This is a genomic window from Halomonas sp. HP20-15 (assembly GCF_033446685.1).
GTDB lineage: Bacteria > Pseudomonadota > Gammaproteobacteria > Pseudomonadales > Halomonadaceae > Modicisalibacter.
This window is the reverse complement of the sequence record NZ_JAWQLY010000005.1, coordinates 233296-257817: the sequence shown is the minus strand read 5'-3', so window position 1 is coordinate 257817 and position 24522 is coordinate 233296. Positions and strand designations below refer to the sequence as shown.

Below are 24522 nucleotides of genomic sequence, written 5' to 3'. Positions count from 1 at the left end.
AGGATCGCTGCATGTCCGGCAATACCTTCGGCAAGCTGTTCACCGTAACCACCTTCGGCGAGAGCCATGGCCCGGCGCTGGGCGCCATCGTCGACGGCTGCCCGCCGGGATTGCCGCTGAGCGAAGCCGACCTGCAGCGCGACCTGGACCGTCGGCGTCCGGGTTCGTCGCGGCATACCACCCAACGCCGCGAGTCCGATGAGGTGCGTATCCTCTCCGGGGTGTTCGAAGGCGAGACCACCGGCACGCCGATCGGCCTGCTGATCGAGAATACCGATCAGCGTTCCAAGGACTACTCCAACATCAAGGAGCAGTTCCGCCCGGCGCACGCCGACTACACCTATCATCACAAATACGGACGTCGCGACTATCGCGGCGGCGGCCGGTCGAGCGCCCGCGAGACCGCGATGCGCGTCGCCGCCGGGGCGATCGCCAAGAAATACCTGGCCAGCCAGGGCGTCGTGGTGCGCGGTTACATGAGCCAGCTCGGCCCGATCGCCATCGACTTCAAGTCCTGGGACGGCGTCGACGACAATCCTTTCTTTTGCCCCGACCCGGCCAAGCTGCCCGAGCTCGAGGCGTTCATGGATCAGTTGCGCCGCGACCAGGATTCGGTCGGCGCCAAGATCAGCGTGGTCGCCGAAGGCGTGCCGGTAGGCCTGGGCGAACCGGTCTTCGATCGTCTGGATGCCGACCTGGCGCATGGCTTGATGAGTATCAATGCGGTCAAGGGCGTGGAGATCGGCGACGGCTTTGCCGCCATCACCCAGCGCGGCAGCGAACATCGCGACGAGATGACCCCCCAGGGCTTCCTCTCCAACCATGCCGGCGGCGTGCTCGGGGGGATCAGCTCGGGACAGAGGCTGATCGCCCATCTGGCGCTCAAGCCGACCTCGAGCATCACCCGGCCGGGACGCTCCATCGATATCCATGGGAATCCCGTCGAGGTCGTCACCAAAGGGCGCCACGACCCCTGCGTGGGCATCCGTGCCACGCCGATTGCCGAGGCGATGATGGCGCTGACGTTGATCGATCACCTGTTGCGCCACCGGGCCCAGAATGCCGACGTCGCGGTGTCGACGCCGCGACTGCGCTGACCGGCCACGCCTTCCGGCCGGCGCATGGCCACTCTTGAGCGCTCATTTTCACCGCTTCCCGCGCGCAACCCGCCGTGGCGTCTTTCGCCGACCGGTTACGTGGGATTGCCTGCTACACTCAAGTCGACACGTCCCGATTTGAGTCTTGCCATGAAGATAAACGTCGAATTCGATATGACCCCGGCCGAGTTTCGTCAGGCGCTGGGGTTGCCCGATGTCGATGCCTTTCAGCGTGAAATGATGTCGCGCATCCAGCAGCAGATGGATGCCGGCGCCGAAGGTTACGATCCCTGGAATCTGATGCAGCCCTTCCTGCAACAGGGCATGACCCAAGGCATGACCCATTTCGGTAATTATCAACAGATGATGCTGGACATGTTGCGCAAGGCGGGTAGCCCATCTTCCGCCGAGAAGGCGGAAATGGACGAACAGGCCGGCGGTTCGGCCCGTCGCTCTTCAACCAGCGCATCGGCGACTTCACGCCAAAACCGCAAGTCATGACCGCACGTCTATTGCAAGGGAGCATGTGGCCGACTACGCTTTGTGCGATGCAGCATATAGCTTGTGCTATATAGTCGTGCCGACCTGTCTACGCCGTTCCTCCAGGAGGGATTCGAGATGCAGCAAGACAAGATGTTCAATACCTTTGCCGACCAGGCCAAGAGCTTCTTCGAGCCGATGCGCAAGATCAACGGCATGATGCTGGATAACATGGAAAAGATGACCCAGTACCAGCTCGAGTCGATGAAGCGCTATACCCAGATGGGTACCGAGCGTATGCGCGCTGCCTCGGAGATTCAGAGTGCCGATGACCTGCGCGACTTCACGACGCGCCAGGCCGAGTTGATGAACGAGCTCTCCCAGCAGATGATCGAAGACGCGCGGGCCATGACCGAATTGAGCATGTCCTTCAGGAACGATCTGGAGCAGAGCCTCAGCGAAGCCGGTCAGAAGGCCGCCGATCAGGCGAACCAGACCGCCAAGGCGGCGAGCGAGTCGGCCAAGTCGGCTACCGAGTCGGCGTCGGCCAAGTCGACCAGTACCGGTTCCTCCAGCAGCAATAGCAGTAACAGCAGCAGTTCGTCACGCAAGTCCAGCTGATGCTGTCGGCGGGCCGGGTTTCGTACCCGGCCCGTCTGTTTAAAGACGTATTGTGGCGGTGTCGCCGGCCTGGCGGCTCCGCACACCTGTATCGAAACGCTGTACAGGGATCTCGAGGAGGACGCATGGCGTCAGAGTGGCCGAGTGAGTGGAAAGCGCTGGCCGACCCGGAGCTAACTGCTCAGTTGGAAGCGATCGGGTTGGAATACCAGACTCTGATGGGTGAGATGGTCGAGCGAATCTGGCCGAGCGAGGCTGCCTCCGCCATCTATGAGGACATGCAGCAGAGCCTTCGTGCCGGCGCCGAAGCGTTGGCCGGCAGGCCCGATGCGCTCCACCAGGCACAATTGCGCGCCGCCGAGACCCAGTGGCAGATCTGGCAACAGGCCATGCGGGATGTGGCCGGCGATGGCAATGGTGGCGAACTGGTCATCGAGCCCGATCCCAAGGATCGCCGGTTCAAGGATGACGCCTGGCGACAGGATCCCTTCTACCGCTTCGTGCTTCAGCAATATCTGGTATTCGCCCGGTGGGTCGAGTCGCTGGTCGACAGCATCGACGGCCTCGACGACAAGCAGAAGCAGAACCTGGCGTTCTACGCCCGGCAGTACGTCAGCGCCATGTCGCCGAGCAACTACATCACCACCAACCCCGAGGTGATGCGTATCACTCGCGAGACCCAGGGCCAGAATCTGGTCGATGGGCTCAAGCGGCTGCGCGATGACCTGTCCAACTCCGCCGAAGGCCTGAACGTGGCGATGACCGATCGCGAGGCCTTCCATATCGGCGAAAACATCGCCGTCACTCCCGGCGAAGTGATCTACGAGAACGAGCTGATCCAGTTGATCCAGTACGCGCCCACCACCGAGCAGGTGTTCAAGACACCGCTATTGGTGGTCCCGCCGTGGATCAACAAGTACTACATACTCGATCTGCGCTCGGATAACTCGCTGATGCGCTGGCTGGTCGATCAGGGCCACACGGTGTTCCTGATTTCGTGGCGCAACCCCGGCCGCGAGCAGCGCGACCTGACCTGGGCCGATTACATGCAACTGGGCCCGATCGCCGCTATGGGAGCGATCGAGCAGGCCTGTGGCGAGAAGTCGGTGAATCTCTTCAGCTACTGCGTCGGTGGCACGCTCGCCGCCTCGACGGTGGCCTACCTGACCAGTACCCGGCGCGCACGCAAGGTGCGCTCGGTCTCCTATCTGGCGACGCTGCAGGATTTCAGCGATCCCGGCGAGATCGGCGTATTCATCAACGAGCCGATACTGCAGGGCATCGAACGCCAGCTCGAGGCCGATGGTTATCTCGACGGTCGGGTCATGGCGTTCTCCTTCAACCTGCTGCGCGAGAACGATCTGTTCTGGTCGTTCTTCGTCAACAACTACCTCAAGGGCGAGGCGCCGGCGGCGTTCGACCTGCTGTACTGGAATACCGACGGCACCAACCTGCCGGCGGCGACCCATGGCTGGTACCTGCGCAACATGTACCTGGAAAACCGCCTGGTCGAACCGGGCGGCATCGAGCTCGACGGGGTCAAGATCGATCTGCGCAAGATCTCCACGCCGAGCTACTTCGTCTCGGCGCGCGACGACCATATCGCCAAGTGGAACTCGACCTATTACGGCACTCAGTATCCCAAGGGACCGGTCACCTTCGTGCTGGGTGGCTCGGGGCACATCGCCGGCATCGTCAATCCGCCGCACAAGAACAAGTACGGCTACTGGACCAACGACGAACTCCCGCCGACCCCGGAGGAGTGGTTTGCCGGCGCTACCCAGAACGAGGGCTCCTGGTGGCCGCACTGGCAGGCCTGGATGACCGACAACGGTTACGCCGATGCCAGCAAGAAGGTGGCCGCCCGGAAGCCGGGCGATGGCGAGCTGAAGCCGATCGAACCGGCGCCGGGGCGTTACGTGCGCCAGTCGATCCCCCAGGTGCTGGGCATGCTTGCGGGCGCCGAAGGGCATGACGAGACGGCGCCGGGCGGCGAGGATGCCGTCGCCGAATCCAGCGGTGGCGAACTCGGCCAGGAAAAGCAGTGACCAACCGAACGGGTTGAGTCAGCCGCCGGCCGCCTCATCGAGCATGGCCAGCATCGAGCGGGCGGCATTGGATAGCGTACGGCTCTTGTGCACGATGTAACCCAGCGGGCGCTCGATCGGCCGATGGGTGATCGGCAGTACCGTGATCTCGTCGTCGATCAGCGATTCCGGCAGGACGCTCCAGCCCAGCCCGATGGCCACCATCATCTTGAGCGTCTCGAGATAGTTGGTCGACAACGCCACATCGACGCGCAGCCCCTCGCGGGCAAAGGTCTCGATCACGATTCCGCGGGTGAAGGTCAGATGTCCCGGCAACACCGCATCGAAGCCGGTCAGCGCCGATAGCGAGAGCGTGCGCTGCCCGGCGAGTGGGTGATCGTTGCCACACACGAAGCGCAGCTGGTCGACCCACACCGGCACTACCGTGAGCTGCGGATCCGGCGAGGGCGCCAGCGTCACCACCGCAATCTCCAGCTCGCCATCCAGTACCCCCTGATAAGCCTGCTCCGAGTCGAGAAAGCGCATGTCCATGCGCACGTCGGGGTGCGCCTGGGTATAGGCCTTGAGCAGGGGCGGCAGGCGGTGCAGACCGATGTGATGGCTGGTGGCCATGGTCAGGCTGCCGCCGATATCACCGGCCAGGTTGGCCAGGGCGCGGCGGCTGTCGTCGACCATCACCAGAATCTCGCGGGCCCGCGGCAGCAGCAGTCGGCCGGCCTCGGTCAGCGAGACGCGCCGGGCGATCCGGTCGAACAACCGCACGCCGAGCTGATCCTCGAGGGTGGCAATGCGCTTGCTGACCGCCGGCTGGGTCAGGTAGAGCGTCTCGGCGGCCAGGGAGAAGGAGCCATGGTCGGCTACCGCGACGAATGCCTGCAGGCTCTGGGTGTCCATACATTCATTCCATTTTGGAATTCAAAGAATAAATAACATGAATTGCTTTCATGGGTAAGGGGCCATTAACCTTGGTTACAGCAAGGCACCGCACCCTACGAAGACATCAAGTGCATCAAGCAAGAGTGCCGCTACTAGATAGTCACGACCGACTAATAACCAGACCGACTAACGGCGCCGCGGCGCCGGGGCTCGAAGAGCACGCTGGAGGAGACCCATGGCAGGCCAGACCCTTTACGACAAGTTGTGGTCGCAGCACTTGGTCAAGCAGCGCGACGACGGCAGCGCACTGATCTACATCGACCGCCATCTGCTGCACGAGGTGACCTCGCCGCAGGCCTTCGAGGGGCTGCGCCTGGCCAAGCGCAAGCCGTGGCGGCTGGACGCCAACCTGGCGACGCCGGATCATAACGTGCCGACCACCCTGCTCGAACGTGCCGAAGGCAACGCCGGCATCAAGGACCCGGTGTCGCTGATCCAGGTCCAGACCCTCGACGACAACTGCCAGGCGTTCGGCATCGAGGAATTCCGCATCAACGACGCCCGCCAGGGCATCGTCCACGTGGTCGGCCCCGAGCAGGGCGCCACGCTGCCGGGGATGACCGTGGTCTGCGGCGATTCGCACACCGCCACCCACGGCGCCTTTGCGGCGCTGGCCCACGGTATCGGCACCTCCGAGGTCGAGCACGTGCTGGCGACCCAGTGCCTGCTGGCGCAGAAGATGAAGAACCTGCGCGTGCGTGTCGACGGCCAGTTGGGTACCGGGGTGACCGCCAAGGACATCGTGCTCGCGGTGATCGGGCGTATCGGCACCGCCGGCGGCACTGGCTACGCCATCGAATTCGCCGGCAGCGCGATCCGCGAGCTGTCGATGGAAGGCCGCATGACCATCTGCAACATGGCCATCGAGGCCGGCGCACGGGTCGGCCTGGTGGGGGTCGACGAGACCACCATCGAGTACCTGCGCGAGCGTCCCTATGCCCCCGCGGGCGATGTCTGGGACGCCGCGGTGGCCGACTGGCGCACGCTGGTTTCGGACGACGATGCCGTGTTCGACAAGGAGGTGGTGCTCGACGCCGCCGAGATAGCCCCGCAGGTTACCTGGGGCACCAGCCCCGAGATGGTCGCACCGATCACCGGTGCGGTCCCCGATCCCGACGTCGAGGCCGACGAGACCGTGCAGGGCGGCATCCGTCGCGCGCTCGCCTACATGGGGCTGGCGCCGCAGCAGAAGATAGCCGACATCCGCCTCGACAAGGTGTTCATCGGCTCGTGCACCAATTCGCGCATCGAGGACCTGCGCGAGGCGGCCAAGGTCGCCCGCGGCGGGCGCATCGCCGACTCGATCAAGCTGGCGATGGTCGTGCCGGGTTCGGGGCTGGTCAAGCGCCAGGCCGAGGCCGAGGGGCTCGACAAGATATTCATCGAGGCCGGTTTCGAATGGCGTGAGCCGGGCTGCTCGATGTGCCTGGCGATGAACGCCGACAAGCTCGAGCCCGGCGAGCATTGCGCATCGACTTCAAACCGCAACTTCGAGGGACGCCAGGGCTACGGCGGGCGCACGCACCTGGTCAGCCCGGCGATGGCCGCCGCCGCCGCATTGGCCGGGCATTTCGTCGATGTCCGCGAATTCAACGCCCAGCCGCAGGAGGCCTGAGCCATGCACGCACTGAAACAGCACCAGGGCCTGGTGGTGGCGCTCGATCGCGCCAACGTCGATACCGACCTGATCATTCCCAAGCAATTCCTGAAATCGATCAAGCGCACCGGTTTCGGCCCCAACCTGTTCGACGAGCTGCGCTACCTGGACGAGGGCTATCCGGGGCAGGATGTCGCAAGCCGCCCGCTCAATCCGGATTTCGTTCTCAACCAGCCCCGTTACCAGGGCGCCAGCGTGTTGCTGGGTCGTCGCAACTTCGGTTGCGGCAGTTCCCGTGAGCACGCGCCCTGGGCGCTCGAAGACTTCGGGTTCCGGGTGATCATCGCGCCGAGCTTCGCCGATATCTTCTACAACAACGCCTTCAAGAACGGCATCCTGCTGATCGTCCTCGACGAGGCCACGGTCGAACGGCTGTTCCAGGCCGTCGAGGCCAACGAGGGTTACCGGCTGGCCGTCGACCTCGAGGCGCAGAGCGTGACCACGCCGGACGGCGAGGTGTTGAACTTCGAAATCGATGCCTTTCGCAAGCATTGCCTGCTCAACGGGCTCGATGACATCGGCCTGACGCTCGAGCACGAGGACGCCATCCGCGACTTCGAGCAGCGTCATCGCCAGAAGCGCCCTTGGCTGTTCCGCCAGGCCGGCTGATTTTTCATAACGGCCTGCAACGACGCATAACCACAACGCTGGACGCAAGAGGGACACCGTCACCACGACGGTCGCGCAGGGACAGCGCCTCTTTCACGAACGCCCGGCCGCCAGGCAGCCGGGACACGCTAGGAAACGCTCATGAGTCGCAAGATTCTCGTTCTGCCGGGGGACGGCATCGGTCCGGAAATTACCGCCGAGGCGGTCAAGGTGCTCGATACCTGCCGCGTGCAGGGCCTCGACGTGACCCTCGATGAGGGACTGGTCGGCGGTGCCGGCTACGACTCCTTCGGCGAGCCGCTGCCGGCGGCGACCCTCGACAAGGCCAGGGCGGCCGATGCGGTGCTGCTGGGCGCCGTCGGCGGCCCCAAGTGGGACGGCCTGGAGGATATCGCCAAGCGCCCCGAGAAGGGCCTGCTGGGGCTGCGCAAGGAACTCAACCTGTTCGGCAACCTGCGCCCGGCGATTCTCTACCCGCAACTGGCCGAGGCCTCGAGCCTCAAGCCCGAGATCGTCTCGGGGCTCGACATCATGATCGTGCGCGAACTCACCGGTGGCATCTACTTCGGTCAGCCGCGCGGCATCGAAGAGCGCGACGGCCAGCGCGTGGGCTTCAACACCTATGTCTATTCCGAGACCGAGATCGAGCGCATCGGCCGCGTGGCCTTCGAGATGGCGAGCAAGCGTGGCAAGAAGCTGTGCAGCGTCGACAAGGCCAACGTGCTCGAGGTCACCATGCTGTGGCGCGAGGTGATCAATCGCCTGGCGCCGGAGTACCCGGATGTCGAGCTGTCGCACATGTACGTCGATAACGCCGCCATGCAGCTGGTGCGCGCGCCCAAGCAGTTCGACGTGATCGTCACCGGAAACATGTTCGGCGACATCCTCTCCGATGCCGCGGCGATGCTCACCGGCTCGATCGGCATGCTGCCCTCGGCGTCGCTCAACGAGCGCGGCCAGGGCATGTACGAACCCTGCCACGGCAGCGCGCCGGACATCGCCGGTCAGGGGCTGGCCAACCCGCTGGCGACGATCCTCTCGGTGGCCATGCTGCTGCGCTACAGCCTCGACGAGAACGCCCTGGCGCTGCGTATCGAGCGCGCCGTGGGGCGGGTGCTCGACCAGGGCCTGCGGACCGCCGACATCGCCTACCCGGGCACTCGCCAGGTGACGACCGCCGAAATGGGCGACGCCGTGGTCACGGCCTTTCACGAAGGCTAGCGGGTCGGCGGAGCAGGTGTTGGGCTGATTTGTTAGAATGGATCCATTCATCAGCCGTTTTGTCCGGAATCCCGGGTAAGTCACCGCACACCAGGAGGACAGTTTTCATGTTGAAAGTCGGATTTGTGGGATGGCGGGGCATGGTCGGCTCCGTGCTCATGCATCGCATGCGCGAGACCGATGACTTCACCGGCATCGAGCCGGTGTTTTTCACCACTTCGCAGGTCGGCAAGCCCGGCCCCGACGTCGGTGTCGACGTACCGCCGCTCAAGGACGCCTTCGATCTCGATGCGCTCAAGGCGCTCGACGTCGTCGTCACCTGTCAGGGCGGCGATTATACCGGCGAGGTCTACCAGCCGCTGCGCGAGTCCGGCTGGAAGGGCTATTGGCTCGACGCCGCGAGCACGCTACGCATGAGCGACGATGCGACCATCGTTCTCGATCCGGTCAACCGTCATGTGATCGATGCTCAGCTCGACCGTGGCACGCGGACCTTCGTCGGTGGCAACTGCACCGTCAGCCTGATGCTGATGGGCCTGGGCGGGCTGTTCGAGGCCGACCTGATCGAGTGGATGACCTCGATGACCTACCAGGCGGCCTCCGGCTCCGGCGCCAAGCACATGCGTGAGCTGCTCAGCCAGATGGGCTCGCTGCGCGACAGCGTGCAGCACGAGCTCGACGATCCCGCCAGCGCGATCCTCGATATCGACCGCAAGGTCTCCGCGGCGATGCGCGGCGACGGCTTCCCGATCGAGAACTTCGGGGCACCGCTGGCCGGCGGCCTGCTGCCGTGGATAGACAAGGCGATGGACAACGGCCAGAGCAAGGAAGAGTGGAAGGGCGGTGTCGAGACCAACAAGATTCTCGGTCACGGCGCCAACCCGATCCCCATCGACGGTTTGTGTGTACGGATCGGCGCGATGCGCTCGCACAGTCAGGCGTTCACTATCAAGTTGAAGCGCGATGTGCCGATGGATGAGATAGAGGATCGCATCGCCAAGCACAACGATTGGGTCAAGGTCGTTCCCAACGAGAAGGAAGCCACGCTGCGCGAGCTGACGCCGGCGGCGGTCACCGGCACCATGAACGTGCCGGTGGGGCGCCTGCGCAAGCTGGCGATGGGCGGCGAGTACCTGACCGCCTTCTCGGTCGGCGACCAATTGCTATGGGGAGCCGCCGAACCGCTCAAGCGAATGCTGGCGATTCTGCGCGAACGCTAAGCTACCGCTACCGCTGCCGGTGAGCCATGCCGCGACGCCTCCTTCGGGAGGCGTCGTCGTGTCGGGACGGACGATTGCGCTGCCGCTTGCCCCATGTTCTGCCGAACTGGGCAAATGTATGGTAATTAGGAATGAGCGGTAATTGAGACAAACAAATGACACTACTTCTCATGCAGAGGTAGCGCGGCGCTTAGCGCGGGGAGCATCGATGAGACGCACACTATCCTGGGGCACGCTATTGTCGTTGCTGACGGCCAGCCCCATGGCGCTGGCCCTGGGGCTGGCGGCGCCCCGGGTCGAATCCACCCTCGGCGCGCCGTTGCAGGCCAGGTTGCCACTCACCGACATCGGCGAGCTCGACCCGGCGCTGATCAAGGCGCGCCTCGCCACGGCCGATGCCTTCGCCCAGGCGGGCATCCCGCGTACCTCGCTGGTGGAAAGCGTGAACGCCACGGTCTCCCGCGGACCCGGTGGCTTGACGGTGGTGTTGAGCACTTCCCAGGCCGTGCATGAACCCTATATCAGCCTGCTGCTGACGTTGGAGTGGCCGGGTGGTCAGCAGCGCCAGGAGGTCAACCTGCTGCTCGATCCGCCGGGCTATGCGCAGATGCCGGCGTTGCAACCGGGGGCGACTCGACCGCTGCGCCAGGGTGAAGCGGTCGAAACGGTGCAGTCGGCGACACCGCAGGCGACCGCACGGCGCGAACGCGCTGCACCGGGGCAGATCAGGGTATCCAGTGGCGATACGCTATGGGTGCTGGCCGATCGCGTGCGCCCCGACGGGGTGAGCATCGAGCACATGATGCTTGCCCTGCAGCAGGCCAACCCCGAGGCGTTTCCCGGCGGCAACATCAACCGGCTGAGTGCCGGTGCGACGCTCGAGGTGCCTGACCGTCAGGCCATCCTCGCCAGCGGCGAGAATGCCGATCAGCGCGTTCAGGCCCAGAATCGTCAATGGCAGGCCCAGCGCGGCGGCGAGGCCGGTGAGCGTGTGGCTACGGCTGGCGCTGGCGATGCGGCCACCCGACCCGAGACGGCAGTAGCTGGCGAGGGCAGCCCCGAAGACGGCCAGTCTCGGCTGACCCTGCTCAACGACACGGTTCTCGACGCGACGCAGGCTGCGGGCGAGCCCGATACGGCCCCGGCGGCGCTGCCGGTCGCGGCCCGTGAACGGCTGGCCGCGCTCGAGGCGCAACTCGACGACACTCGTCAGACGTTGGCCCAGGCGAACGAGCAACGCGACCAGTTGGCCGACCAGGTCGGCATGCTGCGCGAAGAGATCCAGAGCCTGCGCGCGCAACTGGACGGGCTGTTGGCGAGCCGGCAGAGCGCCGCCCGGGCCCAGTCGGAACCGACGCAATCCGCACAGGCTCAGACGGCGCCGGCGCAACGGGTGCAGGCTGGAAAGCCGCCCGCCGAATCGTTCGGGCAGGCTGCATGGCGCTGGTTCAACGATAACCTGACGCTGCTGGCCGGCGCGGCACTGGCACTGCTGCTGGCGCTATGGGTAGTCGTGCGGCGGCGTGCCCGGCGCACCGAGGAGACCACCGACCCGGCGTCTCGCTACACCGCCATGGGCGGTGTGGGCGGGGCGGCGCCGGGGCGCAGCGAGCCGTCGATGGCCGAGACCTCGGCCATTCGCCAGACGCCGACCGAGCGCGCCCCGGCGGCTCCTGTAGCCTCGTCCGAACCGGCACCGGCAAGCGCGCTGGCAACGGGGGCGTCACTCGACTCGGCCCCCGAAGCGGAAACCATCAGCGAAGCCGAGATCTATCTCGCCTATGGCCGCTACGACCAGGCCCGCGAACGCTTGGTGCAGAGCCTCGCCGTTGACCCCGAGCGGCACGATCTGCGTCTCAAGCTGCTCACTGCCTGCGTGGCGCTGGGCGATCACGACGCGGCCGAGCGGGAAGCCGCCTATCTCGATGCGCACGGCGACGAACAGCAGCGTGCCGAGGCGCGCGAGACCCTCGCGCGCCTGATGCCCGATACATCGACGGCGAGGGCGCCGATTCCGGCGGCAAGTGCTGCGCCGGCCGAGTCGCCGAAGCCGACAGCGACGGAAGCCACCGTTCCTTCCAGCGAGGCGGCGCCCGTCGTCAGCGCAGCGAATGCGCCGGGCTCCGGCGATCCTCAGCCGGCCCACGCCCGGGCCGAGACTCATGCCGAGGTACAGGGTGAGGGCGAAGCACTGTCGGGGCTGGCCGATGCGGCCGTGGCCAGCGGCGTGGATCTGGATGATGGTCGCGTCATCGATTACCAACCGCCGAGTCTCGATATCGAGCCCGAACGGCGCGAGCCTGAACTGGGCCAGCCGGTGGTCGAGTTTCCCGACGATCCGCTGGGACTGGATTATACGCTGGCGGATATCGATGACGACCATGCCACGCTCGCCGATGCCGACCCCGTGGTTCGCGGAGAGTCGTCGTCAAGCACCGATACGAGTGGCTGGATCGTCGAAGAGGTGGCGTTCGATCCGCTCGATCTGGATAATGAGCGCTCCACGACCCACGCTTCACCGGTAGGTTCGGCTCCCGCCAACGCTGCAGAGCTATTGGATCATGCCCGCCAGCGTCTCGACCGCGGCGAGCGCGAGGCGGCTCGCGAGCTGCTCGATCCGCTGCTGGAAGAGGAAGGAACGCTGGTCGCAGATGAAGCGCGGGTGTTGATCGAACGCCACCGCCTGTAGTTAGTGGTCCGGGTGGCATAACTTGACGGAAGTCGATGCCCCTTTTCGAGTTTCTCGATGATCATCAGCGCCTCGAAGGCCGCCTGGCCATGGCGATCGAATACGATGGCACGCATTATTGCGGCTGGCAGCGCCTGAAGCAGGCGCCCTCGGTCCAGGCGGCGCTGGAAACGGCGCTCGGCCGGGTCGCGGCGGCGCCCGTGCAGGTGCACTGCAGCGGGCGTACCGACAGCGGCGTGCATGCCACGCGCCAGATCGTGCACTTCGATGCACCGTCGCCGCGCTCGACCAAGGCATGGGTCTACGGCGCCAATGCCAACTTGCCGCGCGATATCGCGGTGCGCTGGGTGACGCCGGTAGCCGCGGACTTCCACGCCCGGTTTTTGGCGCTGGCGCGCCGTTATCGCTACGTGATTCTCAACCAGCCCAGCCGTCCGGTGCTCGAGCGCGCCAACGCGACCTGGTGCCGCGAGCCCCTGGACGCCGAGCGCATGCACGAAGCCGCCCAAGCGCTGGTCGGCGAGCACGATTTCTCGAGCTTTCGCGCGGCCGGCTGTCAATCGAAGTCGGCGACACGCCACGTGCACTTCATCGAGGTAAAACGTTACGGCACGCTGGTGGTCATAGATGTCCAGGCCAACGCTTTCCTCCATCACATGATTCGCAACATCGCCGGAGCGCTGGTCGCGGTGGGGCGCGGCGAGGAAGACTCAGGCTATCTGGCGCACCTGCTGACGTTGCGCGATCGCGCCCAGGGCAATGTCACCGCGCCAGGGTGCGGGCTGCATTTCGTCGACTCGATCTACGATGAACGCTTTGCGCTGCCCCGCGAGCCGCTGGGCCCCAGCATGCTGGGTTTTCTCGGCGAATGGAGCGGCGAGCGCGGACTGCCGGATTCGCCGATGGTGCGCTATCGGCGTGGCCTGCCGGGCGCGCGGCACCCGGCCAGCACCGATGCCGCCAACGGCTGAGTACGCGACAACCGGGCCCGGCCGACGCCGAGGCGTCTGGCCCTAGGCATCCCAGGAGATCAATCATGCGCACGCGGGTTAAATTCTGTGGCCTGACGCGGGAAGAGGATATCGACGCCGCCGTGGCGGCGGGCGCCGATGCGCTGGGTTTCGTGCTCTGGCCGGGCAGTGAGCGGGCGCTCGATCTCGACCGTCTGGCCGAATTGAGCGCGCGGGTGCCGGCCTTCGTCACTCGGGTCGGGCTGTTCGTCGATCAGGATCCCGAGTTCGTTCGTCGCTGCGCGCCGTACCTGGACCTGATTCAGTTTCACGGCGATGAATCACCGGAGGCTTGTCGCCAGGCGCCGTGCGCCTGGATCAAGGCGCTGCGCATGCGCGAGGACATCGACCTGCATGCTGCCGCCGAAGCCTATCGCGATGCGCGCGCACTGCTGCTCGATGCCTACCGGCCGGGCGTGCCGGGCGGTACCGGCGAGGTCTTCGACTGGTCGCGGATCCCCGCAAACCTGGCAAAACCTGTTATCCTCGCCGGAGGTCTGACGCCCGACAATGTCGGCGAGGCGGTGCGCCGCGTCCGGCCCTTTGCCGTCGACGTTTCAGGCGGCATCGAGGCCGCCCGCGGCATCAAGGATCCCGCCAAGCTGCGCGCCTTCATCGAGCACGTGAACCTGATCCCAGAATCCTAAGCCAAGCGACCCTGTGAGGTGTCTTTCGTGACCACGTTCAGCGACCTGACCCGACTGCCCGATGCCCGCGGCCATTTCGGCCCGTACGGCGGCCGGTTCGTTTCGGAGACCTTGAGCTTCGCGCTGGAGGATCTCGAGAAGGCCTATGCGAGCCTTCGCGACGATCCCGATTTCCAGGCGGAATTCGATCGTGACCTGGCGACCTACGTCGGCCGCCCGTCTCCGCTGTATCACGCTGAACGATGGTCCCGCCAGCTCGGCGGCGCGCAGATCTGGCTCAAGCGCGAGGATCTCAACCACACCGGCGCGCACAAGGTGAACAACACCATCGGCCAGGCGCTGCTCGCCAAGAAGAGCGGCAAGCCGCGGGTGATCGCCGAGACCGGCGCCGGCCAGCATGGCGTCGCCACGGCCACGGTCGCCGCGCGGCTGGGCCTGCAGTGCGACGTCTACATGGGTGCCGAGGACGTGCAGCGCCAGAAGCTCAACGTCTATCGGATGCACCTGCTCGGCGCCAACGTGATTCCGGTCGAGTCCGGCTCGCGGACCCTCAAGGACGCCATGAACGAGGCGCTGCGCGACTGGGTGACCAATGTCGACGACACCTTCTACATCATCGGTACCGTGGCCGGGCCGCACCCGTACCCGATGCTGGTGCGCGACTTCAACGCGGTGGTCGGCCGCGAGGCGCGCGCGCAATCACTCGAGCAGATCGGTCGGCTGCCCGACGCGCTCATAGCCTGTGTCGGCGGCGGTTCCAACGCCATGGGGCTGTTCTACCCGTTCGTGGAGGACGCCGAGGTGGCGATGTACGGCGTCGAGGCCGGCGGCGATGGGGTCGAGACCGGACGCCATGCGGCGCCGCTGACCGCCAATGCGCCGACGGGCGTGCTGCACGGCAATCGCACCTACCTGATGTCGGACGACAGCGGCCAGGTGCTCGATACGCATTCGATCTCGGCGGGGCTCGACTATCCGGGCGTGGGTCCGGAGCATGCCTTGTGGAAGGACGTCGGGCGCGTCAAGTACGTGGCCGCCAACGACGACAAGGTGCTCGAGGCGTTTCGTGAGCTCACCCACATGGAGGGCATCATGCCGGCGCTGGAGTCGGCGCATGCGCTGGCCTACGCCAAGGTCCTGGCGCCGACCCTGAGCCCCGACCAGCACATCGTCGTCAACCTGTCAGGGCGTGGCGACAAGGATATCCTGACGGTGGCCAAGATCGATGGCGTCGAATTCTAAAGGCGGAGTTCAAATGGCTGCACTCGACCATACGGCGTTGAAAACATCCTCAAATTGCTCATGTACCCCTTTGTACACTGCGCATTTTCGGATGTTTTCGCCTTGTCTGGCCTTCGTTCGCTGCTTTGCACTTCCGCCTTTGAGGGAAAAAAGTTAATGAACCGTATCGACCAACGTTTCGCCGCCCTCAAGACGCAGGGCCGCACCGCGCTGATTCCCTACATCACGGCCGGCGACCCCGGGCCGCAGCACACGGTGGGCTTCATGCACGCGCTGGTGGCGGCGGGCGCCGACGTCATCGAGCTGGGCATGCCGTTCTCCGACCCGATGGCCGATGGCCCGGTGATCCAGAAGGCCTGCGAGCGTGCACTCAAGGCCCGTACCCGGCTGGCCGACATCTTTTCGATGGTCGCCGAGTTCCGCCGCGACGACGCCGAGACGCCGGTAGTGCTGATGGGTTATCTCAACCCGATCGAGCGTCTCGGCTATGCCGGCTTCGCCGAACAGGCCGCCGCCGCCGGCGTCGACGGCGTGCTGGTCGTCGACATGCCGCCGGAAGAGAGCGACGAACTCGCGCCGCTGTTCAAGACCCACGGCCTTCAGTCGATCTTTCTGGTCGCCCCTACCACCTCACAGGCGCGTGCCGCTACAATATGCGCCCACGGTGAAGGGTACCTGTACTACGTTTCCCTCAAGGGGGTGACCGGTGCCGCCACGCTCGACGTCGAGGGCGTCGAGCGCCAGTTGCGCGGCCTGCGCGAGTTGACCGAGCTGCCGCTGTGCGTCGGCTTCGGCATTCGCGATGGTGCATCGGCCGCCGCCGTGGGACGCATCGCCGACGGCGTGATCGTCGGTAGCGCCCTGGTTTCGCGTATCGCCGAGCGTGCCGAGCGGCCCGAGACCATCGCCGACGCGCTCAAGGGCGTGCTCGGGGAGATGCGTCAGGCGCTCGATGACTGAGCCGTAGCGGCCCTTCACGCGCATTCGTCGGGTCCGGTGTAACGCCGGGCCCAGTGACCGCAGCAGAATGGATACCTTCCGACCATGAGCTGGCTAGACAAGATCGTGCCGTCCATGGGACGCGTTCAGCGCAAGGATCGTCGCACCAGCGTGCCCGACGGTCTGTGGCGCAAGTGTCCCAAGTGTGATGGGGTGCTCTACCTCCCCGAGCTGGAAAAACACCACAACGTCTGTCCCAAGTGTGACCATCACTTGCGCCTGACGGCCCGCAAGCGCCTCGACTGGTTTCTCGACGGCGAGGGCCGCGAGGAGATCGCCGTCGATTTGCAGCCCGTCGATCGCCTCAAGTTCCGTGACTCCAAGAAGTACAAGGACCGCCTGGCAGCGGCCCAGAAGGAGACCAACGAGAACGATGCGCTGATCGCCATGCGCGGGTCGCTCGATGGCCTGCCGGTGGTGGCCGTGGCCTTCGAGTTCACGTTCATGGGCGGCTCGATGGGCGCGGTGGTCGGCGAGAAGTTCGTCCGCGCCGCCACCGTAGCGCTCGAGGAGGGCATGCCGCTGGTGTGCTTCGCCGCCTCCGGCGGGGCGCGCATGCAGGAAGCGCTGTTCTCGCTGATGCAGATGGCCAAGACCTCGGCCGCGCTCGAACGCTTGAAGCAGGCCGGCGTCCCCTACATCTCGGTGCTCACCGATCCGGTTTTCGGCGGGGTCTCGGCATCGCTGGCAATGCTCGGCGATCTCAACGTGGCCGAGCCCAACGCGCTGATCGGCTTCGCCGGGCCGCGGGTCATCGAGCAGACCGTGCGCGAACAGTTGCCGGAGGGTTTCCAGCGCAGCGAATTCCTGCTCGAGCACGGCACCGTCGACATGATCGTGCATCGCACGGAGATGCGCGAGCGGCTGGTCGGTGTGTTGCGCAAGCTGACCCATCACTCCTTGCCGCCGCGCGAGGAGGAGCCGGTCGCTAGCGAGCACGAAGCCGATGTCGAAGTCGACTCGCTGGTCGACGACGACTCGCTGGAAGACCGTCGCTGAATGAGCCGGACTGCGCCTGATCCGGCCAGCGCACCTGGCCAAGGGACTGCTCTCGAGGCCTGGCTGGCGCAGCTCGAGCGTCAGCACCCGGTCGCCATTGACCTGGGCCTCGAGCGCGTCGCCGTCGTCGCTGAGCGTCTGGGCCTGGCCGGGTCGCCGATCGGCGGTGCGCTGATCACCGTCGCCGGCACCAACGGCAAGGGTTCGACAGTGGCCATGCTCGAGGCGCTGGCCGGCGCTCACGGACGCTCGACGGCGGCCTACACCTCGCCTCATCTGCTGCGTTACAACGAACGCCTGCGCCTCGACGGTCGCGAGGCCGACGATGCACTGCTGGTCGCCGGTTTCGAACGCGTCGAGGCCGCCCGCCTGACGCCCGAGCCGGTGAGCCTGACCTATTTCGAGGTCGGCACGCTGGCCGCGCTGTGGGCGATCGCCCAGCGTCGCCCCGACGTGGCGATCCTCGAGGTTGGTCTGGGCGGACGGCTGGATGCGGTCAACGTGGTCGACCCCGACGTAGCCGTGGTTACCAGCGTGGCGCTCGATCATGCCGATTATCTAGGCACCGACCTGCAGGCCATCGGCCGCGAGAAGGCCGGCATCCTGCGTAATTCCCGGCCGGCGGTGCTGGGCCACGACCTGCCGGCCAGCGTGTTCGAAGTCGCCGAAGCCTGCGGGGCACAGGCCTGGCGCCTGGGGCATGACTTTCAGCGAACGCCCCATCGCCATGCACCCGATACTGGCGGCTGGCAGTGGCGGGGCGTCGATCGTCACACGCGGGCGTGCCAACTGGACGACCTGCCGGTTCCGGGCCTGCCGCTGGACAACGCGGCGCTGGCGCTTCAGGCGTTGGCACTGGCGGGTGTCGAACTGGAGCCTGCGGCCTGTCGCCGGGCCCTGGCCGAGGTAACGCTGGCCGGGCGCATGCAGTGGCTCGGCAACTGGTGCCTGGACGTCGCGCACAACCCCCATGCCGCCAACTACCTGGCGGCCCGGCTCGCCGAAAGGCCGCGTCCGACACGCCGGATCGCGCTGCTCGGCATGCTGCGCGACAAGGATGCGCAGGGCGTGTTGGAGGCGCTATCCTCGCAGGTGGACGCCTGGGTCACGGTCAGTCTTGAAGGCCCGCGCGCGCGCAGCGCCGACGAGTTGGCGCGGCAGTTGACCGCGCATGGGGCGACGGTTCTGCATCGCGCCGATTCGCCGGCGGCCGGTGCCGCCTGGCTGACGGAAAGGCTCGCGGCCGACGACGAAGTGCTGGTCTGCGGTTCCTTCTTCACCGTGGCCGAGGTGCTCGGCTGGCATGCCGCCCAGGTGAGCGACGGCGAGGCCGGAACCGCTCAGCATGGCCGCCAGGTCGTGTCGAAAAGTCGGTGAACGCAGGCACTTTTCAGACAGGTTCCGAGAGATTCGCTAGGAGAGTGACATGAAGTACGGAATGCGCGAACGCGTCAGCGGCGCCGTGATTCTTCTGGCTCTGGGGGTGATCTTCATCCCCATGTTGTTCGACGATCCGCCGTCGCGCGAAGACCGCCCCGAGCCGGTGCTCACCATCGAACAACCGATCGATGTCAAACAGACTCCCGTCGAGGCGCCCGAACCGCCCGCGAGCCTGGGGCAGATCCAATCGCCGCAGGCGCCGAGCCAGCCTGCGGGCCAAGCCCAGCCCGACGCCACCCAGGCCACCGAGCCCGACGATGCAGAGTCCGCCGGGAATACGGCCGAGCAGGTCGCCGGCAATCCGTCCTCGCCAGCCGGGACGGCGGATGCCTCGCGTCCCGACCCCATAGCCGAGCTGGCCCAGCGTGCCGGGCAGGGCGGCCAGCCGAGCCCGCAGGGCGAATCATCTAAGCCAGCGACCGGTGAAGGTGCGGCGAAAAGTGCGACGACCAGCGCGCCGGCGGTCGCCGAGAACGGCAATTGGGCGGTGCAGGTGGGCAGCTTCGGCAAGCCGGATAACGCGGCACGCCTCGAGAAACAGCTCGACGAGCAGGGCTTCGAGGCCTACAGCCGCCCGCGCGACAACAACCTGACGACGGTCTACGTCGGCCCCTTCGCCAGTTCGGATGACGGCGAGAAGGCCCGCACCGCGCTCAAGGAGCAGGTCAATATCCAGGGACTGCTGATCCGGGTGCAGGAGGGCGAATGACCTTCACCTGGCTGGACTGGCTGTTTCTGGCCGTTCTGGCTGCGTCGATGCTGGCGGGTTTCCTGCGCGGGCTGGTCCGCGAGGCGCTCGGCCTGGGGGCCTGGATCGTCGCGCTGTTGGCCTCACGGTGGCTGGCGCCGCCGCTGGCCGAGCGGCTCGGCGGCTGGATCGATAGCCCCGACGTGCGGCTGGTGGTGGCGTTCGTGGCGGTGATCTTCGTGGTGATCCTGCTTTGCGGGTTGATAATCCGCGGCGTGCAGGCGGCCATCGAGTGGGTCGGCATGGGTTTCTTCAATCGCCTCGCCGGGGCCGGTTTCGGCATCCTGCGCGGCGGCGCGATCCTGGTGCTGGCGACGGTGTTGATCAGCCTGACGCCGTTGATGCAACTGCAATCCTGGCAGCAGGCACAGTTGCGACCGACCTTCGAGAGTCTGCGCGACTGGGCGGTGGCGCGCTTCGTCGACTGGCAGCAGCGCAACCCGGAGAAGCTCGACGGGATTCGTTCGCTGTCGCTGCCGGTCGACGTGCCGAATCCGGGGTTGCCGGATTCCGGCGCTTTTTCACAGATACCCGAGCGTTCGAGTGCTGCGGGTCCATTGCAAACGAGGTAAGGCGGAATGTGCGGTATCGTGGGCCTCATGGCCACCCAGCCGGTCAATCAGGCGCTTTATGATGCACTGACAGTGCTTCAGCACCGGGGGCAAGACGCCGCCGGAATGATGACCTGGCATGAAGGACGCTTCCTGCTGCGCAAGAGCAATGGACTGGTGCGCGACGTATTCCACACCCGGCACATGACGCGCCTCAAGGGCAATCTGGGCATCGGCCATGTGCGCTACCCGACCGCGGGCTCGTCGAGCGAGGCCGAGTCGCAGCCGTTCTACGTCAATTCGCCGTATGGCCTGGCGCTGGCGCACAACGGCAACCTGACCAACTCGGACCAGCTCAAGCAGGAGCTGTACACCACCGACCTGCGCCACATCAACACCAGTTCGGATTCCGAGGTGTTGCTCAACGTCTTCGCCCACGAGCTGGGCAAGCAGGGGCATCACCTCAACCCCGAGGACATCTTCGACGCGGTGCGTCGCGTGCATCGGCGCTGTCGCGGCGGCTATGCCGCGGTAGCGATGATCAACGGCTTCGGCATGGTGGCATTCCGCGATCCCCAGGGCATCCGTCCGGTGGTGTTCGGTTCCCGCCAGACGCCGGAAGGCCAGGACGTGATGATCGCCTCCGAGTCGGTGGCGCTGGACGTCGGCGGCTTCGAACTGGCCCGCGACCTGGCCCCGGGCGAGGCGATCTTCGTCGACCTGCAGGGCACGGTGCACACGCAGCTGTGCGCCGACCGGCCGGTGCTGGCGCCGTGCATCTTCGAGCACGTCTACCTGGCGCGGCCCGACTCGATCCTCGACGGCGCCTACGTCTACGGCACGCGCATGCAGATGGGCCGCAAGCTCGGCGATCGCATCCTTAAGGAGTGGCCGGAACATGACATCGACGTGGTCATCCCGATTCCCGACACCTCGCGGACCTCGGCGCTGGAACTGGCCCAGCACCTGGGCGTGACGTACCGCGAAGGCTTCATGAAGAACCGCTATATCGGGCGCACCTTCATCATGCCGGGGCAGACTCAGCGCAAGAAGTCGGTGCGCCAGAAGCTCAACGCCATCGACGTCGAGTTCGCCGGCAAGAACGTGCTGCTGGTCGACGACTCGATCGTCCGCGGCACGACCTGCAAGCAGATCATCCAGATGGCCCGCGAGGCCGGCGCCAACAAGGTCTACTTCGCCTCGGCGGCACCGCCGGTGCGCTACCCCAACGTCTACGGCATCGACATGCCGGTGGCCGGGGAGTTGATCGCCCACGGCCGCAGCGAGGCGGAAGTCGGCGAGCTGATCGGCGCCGACCGGATCTTCTACCAGGATCTCGAGGATCTCAAGACGGCCTGCCGCGAGGTCAACCCCCAGCTCGAGCGCTTCGACTGCTCGGTATTCGATGGGGTATACATCACCGGCGATATCGACGCCGATTATCTCAATGCGCTGGAAGCCGCGCGAAGCGATGCCGTCAAGCAGCAGAGCGGTTCGGCACACTCGGTGGTCGACCTGCACAACGATGTCGAGGATTACGGCTAACGGGGGCCCCATGCACGAGCACGATTTCGACGGCGACGCCCTGTCGCTGGATACCCTGGCGGTACGCGCCGGCCATGTGCGCAGCGCCGAGCAGGAGCACAGCGAACCGATCTTCGCGACCTCGAGCTTCGTCTACGGCAGCGCCGCCGAGGCGGCGCGCAAGTTCGGTGGCGAGGAGCCGGGCAACATCTACTCGCGCTTCACCAATCCCACCGTGCGCGTCTTCGAGCAGCGCCTGGCGGCGCTGGAAGGCGGCGAGCGCTGCGTGGCGACCAGCTCGGGGATGGCGGCGATTCTCTCGACCGCGCTGGCGCTGCTCGAGGCCGGCGACGAGATCGTCGCCTCGCGCTCGCTGTTCGGCTCCACGGTCAGCCTGTTCAGCAAATATCTGGGCAAGTTCGGCATCACCACGCGCTACGTGGAGCTGGGCAACCTCGAGGAGTGGCGGGCGGCGATCACCCCCGACACCAAGCTGCTGTTCGCCGAGACGCCTTCCAATCCGCTCTCCGAAGTGGTCGATATCGCCGCGCTGGCCGATATCGCCCACCGGCACGGTGCCTGGCTGGCGATCGACAACTGCTTTTTGACGCCGGCCCTGCAGCGCCCGCTGGATCTAGGCGCCGACCTGGTGATTCACTCCGCCACCAAATACCTGGATGGCCAGGGCCGGGCGATCGGCGGCGCCGTGGTGGGGCGCGACAAGGAGCTCGAGGAGCTGTTCGGGGTGGTGCGCACCTGCGGGCCCTGCATGAGCCCGTTCAACGCCTGGATCTTCCTCAAGGGGCTGGAGACGCTCGGCCTGCGCATGCGGGCGCACTGCGAGAGTGCCCTGGCGTTGGCACAGTGGCTCGAGGCGCACCCGGCGGTCGCCCGGGTGCACTACAGCGGCCTGGAGAGCCACCCCCAACACGCACTGGCCCGGGCGCAGCAGTCGGCTTTCGGCGCGGTACTCGGGGTCGAGATCAAGGGCGGCCGCGAGGGCGCCTGGTCGGTGATCGATGCCACGCAGCTGATGTCGATCACCGGCAACCTGGGTGATGCCAAGACCACCATTACCCATCCGGCGACCACCACCCATGGGCGTCTTTCCGACGAGCAAAAGGCTGCCGCGGGAATCAGCGAAGGGTTGATACGCATCGCCGTGGGCCTGGAAGGACTGGCCGATCTCAAGAGAGACCTGGCGCGCGGCCTCGATAGGCTCGCCTAGCCAAACCTTTCTACTGCCGCTTACCTGAACGCCGACGCTCCGCCACGCGGAGCGTTTTTTTGTCCGTGCGCTCCTCTTGCTCCCCTTGAAGCCGCGCGGCTCATCGCCATCTATGCTTGATGAGTGCAATTTCCTGCCAAGGAGTGGAACCGTGAAATTATTGATGGTGCTGACCTCGCATGACGCCCTGGGCGATACCGGCAACAAGACCGGCTTCTGGCTCGAGGAATTCGCCGCGCCGTATTACGTGTTCAAGGATGCCGGGGCCGAGCTGACGCTGGCCTCGCCGGCCGGCGGGCAGCCTCCCGTCGATCCCAACTCGACCCAGCCGGATGCGTTGACCGAGGCCACCCGACGCTTTGACGACGATCCCGAGGCCCAGCGGCAGTTGGCCAACACCGTGGCGCTGTCGACGATCAACGCCGAGGATTTCGATGCCGTCTTCTACCCGGGCGGCCATGGGCCGCTATGGGATCTCACCGACAACGCCGATTCGAAGCGACTGATCCAGGCCTTTCTGAGCGCCGACAAGCCGGTGGCCACGGTCTGCCATGCGCCCACGGTACTGCTCAATGTGGTCGGCGATGACGGCAAGCCGATCGTCGCCGGGCGGCGGGTCACCGGTTTTGCCAATAGCGAGGAGGAAGCGGTCGGCTTGAGCGAAGCGGTGCCTCACCTGCTGCAGGACGAGTTGGTCAAACGCGGCGCGACCTATGAACGCAGCGCAGACGATTTCGCGCCTTTCGAATTGCGCGACGGCCTGCTGATCACCGGCCAGAATCCGGCGTCCAGCGCATCGACCGCCAAATTGCTGCTGCAGGTGCTCTCTAAATGATGGCCACATGAAGATGATCAAGGCGGTATCCTGGAAGATTGTTTCCTATTAGGAAATGATGCTTTAACCCTTTGCGGGCTGCCACTCGTCGTTACACTCTCTATGCTGGACGCAGTTATCACGGAGACGGCGCATGTGGCGTAATACCCGTTCGGGGTGGGGACTGGTCAGTATCGTTATCCACTGGCTGAGCGCGCTGGCCATCATCGGCCTGTTCGCCCTCGGCTGGTGGATGACCGGGCTAGGATATTACGACGACTGGTACCACCGGGCACCGTGGGTCCACAAGTCGGTCGGCATGCTGGTGTTGGGTGTGTCGATTGCGCGGGTTCTGTGGCGGCTCCTGCCCGCCACGCCGAACGCTCATGGCCAGCGCCTTGAGCGCTTGGCTGCCCATGTAGGCCATGGGCTGATCTATGCCGTGATGTTCGTGATCTTCATCAGCGGTTATCTGATTTCCACCGCCGAAGGACAGTCGGTCAGCATCTTCGGTTGGTTCAGTGTGCCGGCGCTGGTCACTGGGCTACCCAATCAGGCCAGCATAGCCGGCGATATCCACTGGTACGCTGCCTGGACGCTGATGGTCCTGGTGCTGGGGCATACCCTGGCGGCTTTCAAGCATCACCTCGTGGACCGCCAGGACACTCTGGCGCGCATGCTCAGTCCGCGATTCGCGCAACGTCCACCCAAGTAACGGCATCCTAGGTGCCATCGTCCCACT

The 24522-nt window shown here is 65.7% G+C and carries 22 protein-coding genes; 21 read left to right on the top strand and 1 reads right to left on the bottom strand.

All coding sequences use genetic code 11. The features are described from left to right. The first annotated feature begins 11 nt into the window (after positions 1-11). The 4 genes from aroC (at position 12) to phaC (ending at position 4246) form a co-directional block, all read left to right on the top strand. Complete coding sequence (aroC, locus tag R6258_RS09270) at positions 12-1097, top strand: chorismate synthase (protein ID WP_318449434.1); 1086 nt, start codon at positions 12-14, stop codon at positions 1095-1097. Between the two features lie 150 nt (positions 1098-1247). Next, positions 1248-1598 carry a hypothetical protein gene (locus R6258_RS09265; RefSeq protein WP_318449432.1) on the top strand — a complete coding sequence of 117 codons (351 nt, stop codon included), beginning with the start codon at positions 1248-1250 and terminating at the stop codon, positions 1596-1598. Between the two features lie 117 nt (positions 1599-1715). Next, positions 1716-2198 (top strand): phasin family protein, encoded by a 483-nt coding sequence (locus R6258_RS09260; RefSeq protein ID WP_318449430.1) that lies wholly within the window; start codon positions 1716-1718, stop codon positions 2196-2198. A gap of 125 nt (positions 2199-2323) precedes the next feature. Next, positions 2324-4246 (top strand): class I poly(R)-hydroxyalkanoic acid synthase, encoded by a 1923-nt coding sequence (phaC, locus tag R6258_RS09255; RefSeq protein WP_318449428.1) that lies wholly within the window; start codon positions 2324-2326, stop codon positions 4244-4246. Between the two features lie 18 nt (positions 4247-4264). Here phaC and R6258_RS09250 read toward each other — a convergent pair whose 3' ends face one another. Continuing rightward, positions 4265-5140, bottom strand: a complete 876-nt coding sequence (locus R6258_RS09250; RefSeq protein ID WP_318449426.1) for a LysR family transcriptional regulator — start codon at positions 5138-5140, stop codon at positions 4265-4267. A 217-nt stretch (positions 5141-5357) separates the two neighbouring features. Here R6258_RS09250 and leuC point away from each other — a divergent pair, with 217 nt between their 5' ends. The 17 genes from leuC to R6258_RS09165 all read left to right on the top strand — a co-directional run bounded on the left by leuC (position 5358) and on the right by R6258_RS09165 (position 24495). Further along, positions 5358-6797 (top strand): 3-isopropylmalate dehydratase large subunit, encoded by a 1440-nt coding sequence (leuC, locus tag R6258_RS09245; protein WP_318449424.1) that lies wholly within the window; start codon positions 5358-5360, stop codon positions 6795-6797. Positions 6798-6800: 3 nt separating this feature from the next. Then, positions 6801-7448, top strand: a complete 648-nt coding sequence (gene leuD, locus R6258_RS09240; protein ID WP_318449422.1) for a 3-isopropylmalate dehydratase small subunit — start codon at positions 6801-6803, stop codon at positions 7446-7448. A gap of 141 nt (positions 7449-7589) precedes the next feature. Continuing rightward, a complete protein-coding gene (gene leuB, locus R6258_RS09235) occupies positions 7590-8669 on the top strand; it encodes a 3-isopropylmalate dehydrogenase (protein ID WP_318449420.1) in 1080 nt (359 codons plus the stop codon). A 107-nt stretch (positions 8670-8776) separates the two neighbouring features. Beyond that, entirely contained in the window at positions 8777-9889 is a 1113-nt protein-coding gene (gene asd, locus R6258_RS09230; protein WP_318449418.1) for an aspartate-semialdehyde dehydrogenase, read from the top strand. Between the two features lie 208 nt (positions 9890-10097). Next, positions 10098-12578, top strand: a complete 2481-nt coding sequence (locus tag R6258_RS09225; protein WP_318449416.1) for a FimV/HubP family polar landmark protein — start codon at positions 10098-10100, stop codon at positions 12576-12578. 35 nt (positions 12579-12613) lie between these two features. Further along, entirely contained in the window at positions 12614-13549 is a 936-nt protein-coding gene (truA, locus tag R6258_RS09220) for a tRNA pseudouridine(38-40) synthase TruA (protein WP_318449414.1), read from the top strand. Positions 13550-13614: 65 nt separating this feature from the next. Continuing rightward, positions 13615-14235 carry a phosphoribosylanthranilate isomerase gene (locus R6258_RS09215; RefSeq protein WP_318449412.1) on the top strand — a complete coding sequence of 207 codons (621 nt, stop codon included), beginning with the start codon at positions 13615-13617 and terminating at the stop codon, positions 14233-14235. A 27-nt stretch (positions 14236-14262) separates the two neighbouring features. After that, positions 14263-15477 (top strand): tryptophan synthase subunit beta, encoded by a 1215-nt coding sequence (trpB, locus tag R6258_RS09210; protein WP_318449410.1) that lies wholly within the window; start codon positions 14263-14265, stop codon positions 15475-15477. Between the two features lie 156 nt (positions 15478-15633). Then, positions 15634-16437, top strand: coding sequence for a tryptophan synthase subunit alpha (trpA, locus tag R6258_RS09205; RefSeq protein ID WP_318449409.1), 804 nt, complete (start codon positions 15634-15636; stop codon positions 16435-16437). 84 nt (positions 16438-16521) lie between these two features. Continuing rightward, positions 16522-17475, top strand: a complete 954-nt coding sequence (accD, locus tag R6258_RS09200; protein ID WP_318449407.1) for an acetyl-CoA carboxylase, carboxyltransferase subunit beta — start codon at positions 16522-16524, stop codon at positions 17473-17475. Beyond that, a complete protein-coding gene (folC, locus tag R6258_RS09195) occupies positions 17476-18852 on the top strand; it encodes a bifunctional tetrahydrofolate synthase/dihydrofolate synthase (RefSeq protein ID WP_318449405.1) in 1377 nt (458 codons plus the stop codon). A 49-nt stretch (positions 18853-18901) separates the two neighbouring features. Beyond that, positions 18902-19624, top strand: a complete 723-nt coding sequence (locus R6258_RS09190; protein WP_318449403.1) for an SPOR domain-containing protein — start codon at positions 18902-18904, stop codon at positions 19622-19624. Next, positions 19621-20235 (top strand): CvpA family protein, encoded by a 615-nt coding sequence (locus R6258_RS09185; protein WP_318449401.1) that lies wholly within the window; start codon positions 19621-19623, stop codon positions 20233-20235. The genes R6258_RS09190 and R6258_RS09185 overlap by 4 nt, the downstream gene beginning before the upstream one ends. A 6-nt stretch (positions 20236-20241) precedes the next feature. Then, the gene (gene purF / locus R6258_RS09180) at positions 20242-21759 is read left to right on the top strand and encodes an amidophosphoribosyltransferase (protein WP_318449399.1); all 1518 of its coding nucleotides are present in this window, start codon (positions 20242-20244) and stop codon (positions 21757-21759) included. 10 nt (positions 21760-21769) lie between these two features. Further along, positions 21770-22966: an O-succinylhomoserine sulfhydrylase gene (locus tag R6258_RS09175; protein WP_318449397.1), complete on the top strand. Its 1197-nt coding sequence runs from the start codon at positions 21770-21772 to the stop codon at positions 22964-22966. 151 nt (positions 22967-23117) lie between these two features. After that, positions 23118-23801, top strand: a complete 684-nt coding sequence (locus R6258_RS09170; protein WP_318449395.1) for a type 1 glutamine amidotransferase domain-containing protein — start codon at positions 23118-23120, stop codon at positions 23799-23801. A 133-nt stretch (positions 23802-23934) separates the two neighbouring features. Continuing rightward, a complete protein-coding gene (locus tag R6258_RS09165; protein WP_318449393.1) occupies positions 23935-24495 on the top strand; it encodes a cytochrome b in 561 nt (186 codons plus the stop codon). Positions 24496-24522: the final 27 nt, after the last annotated feature.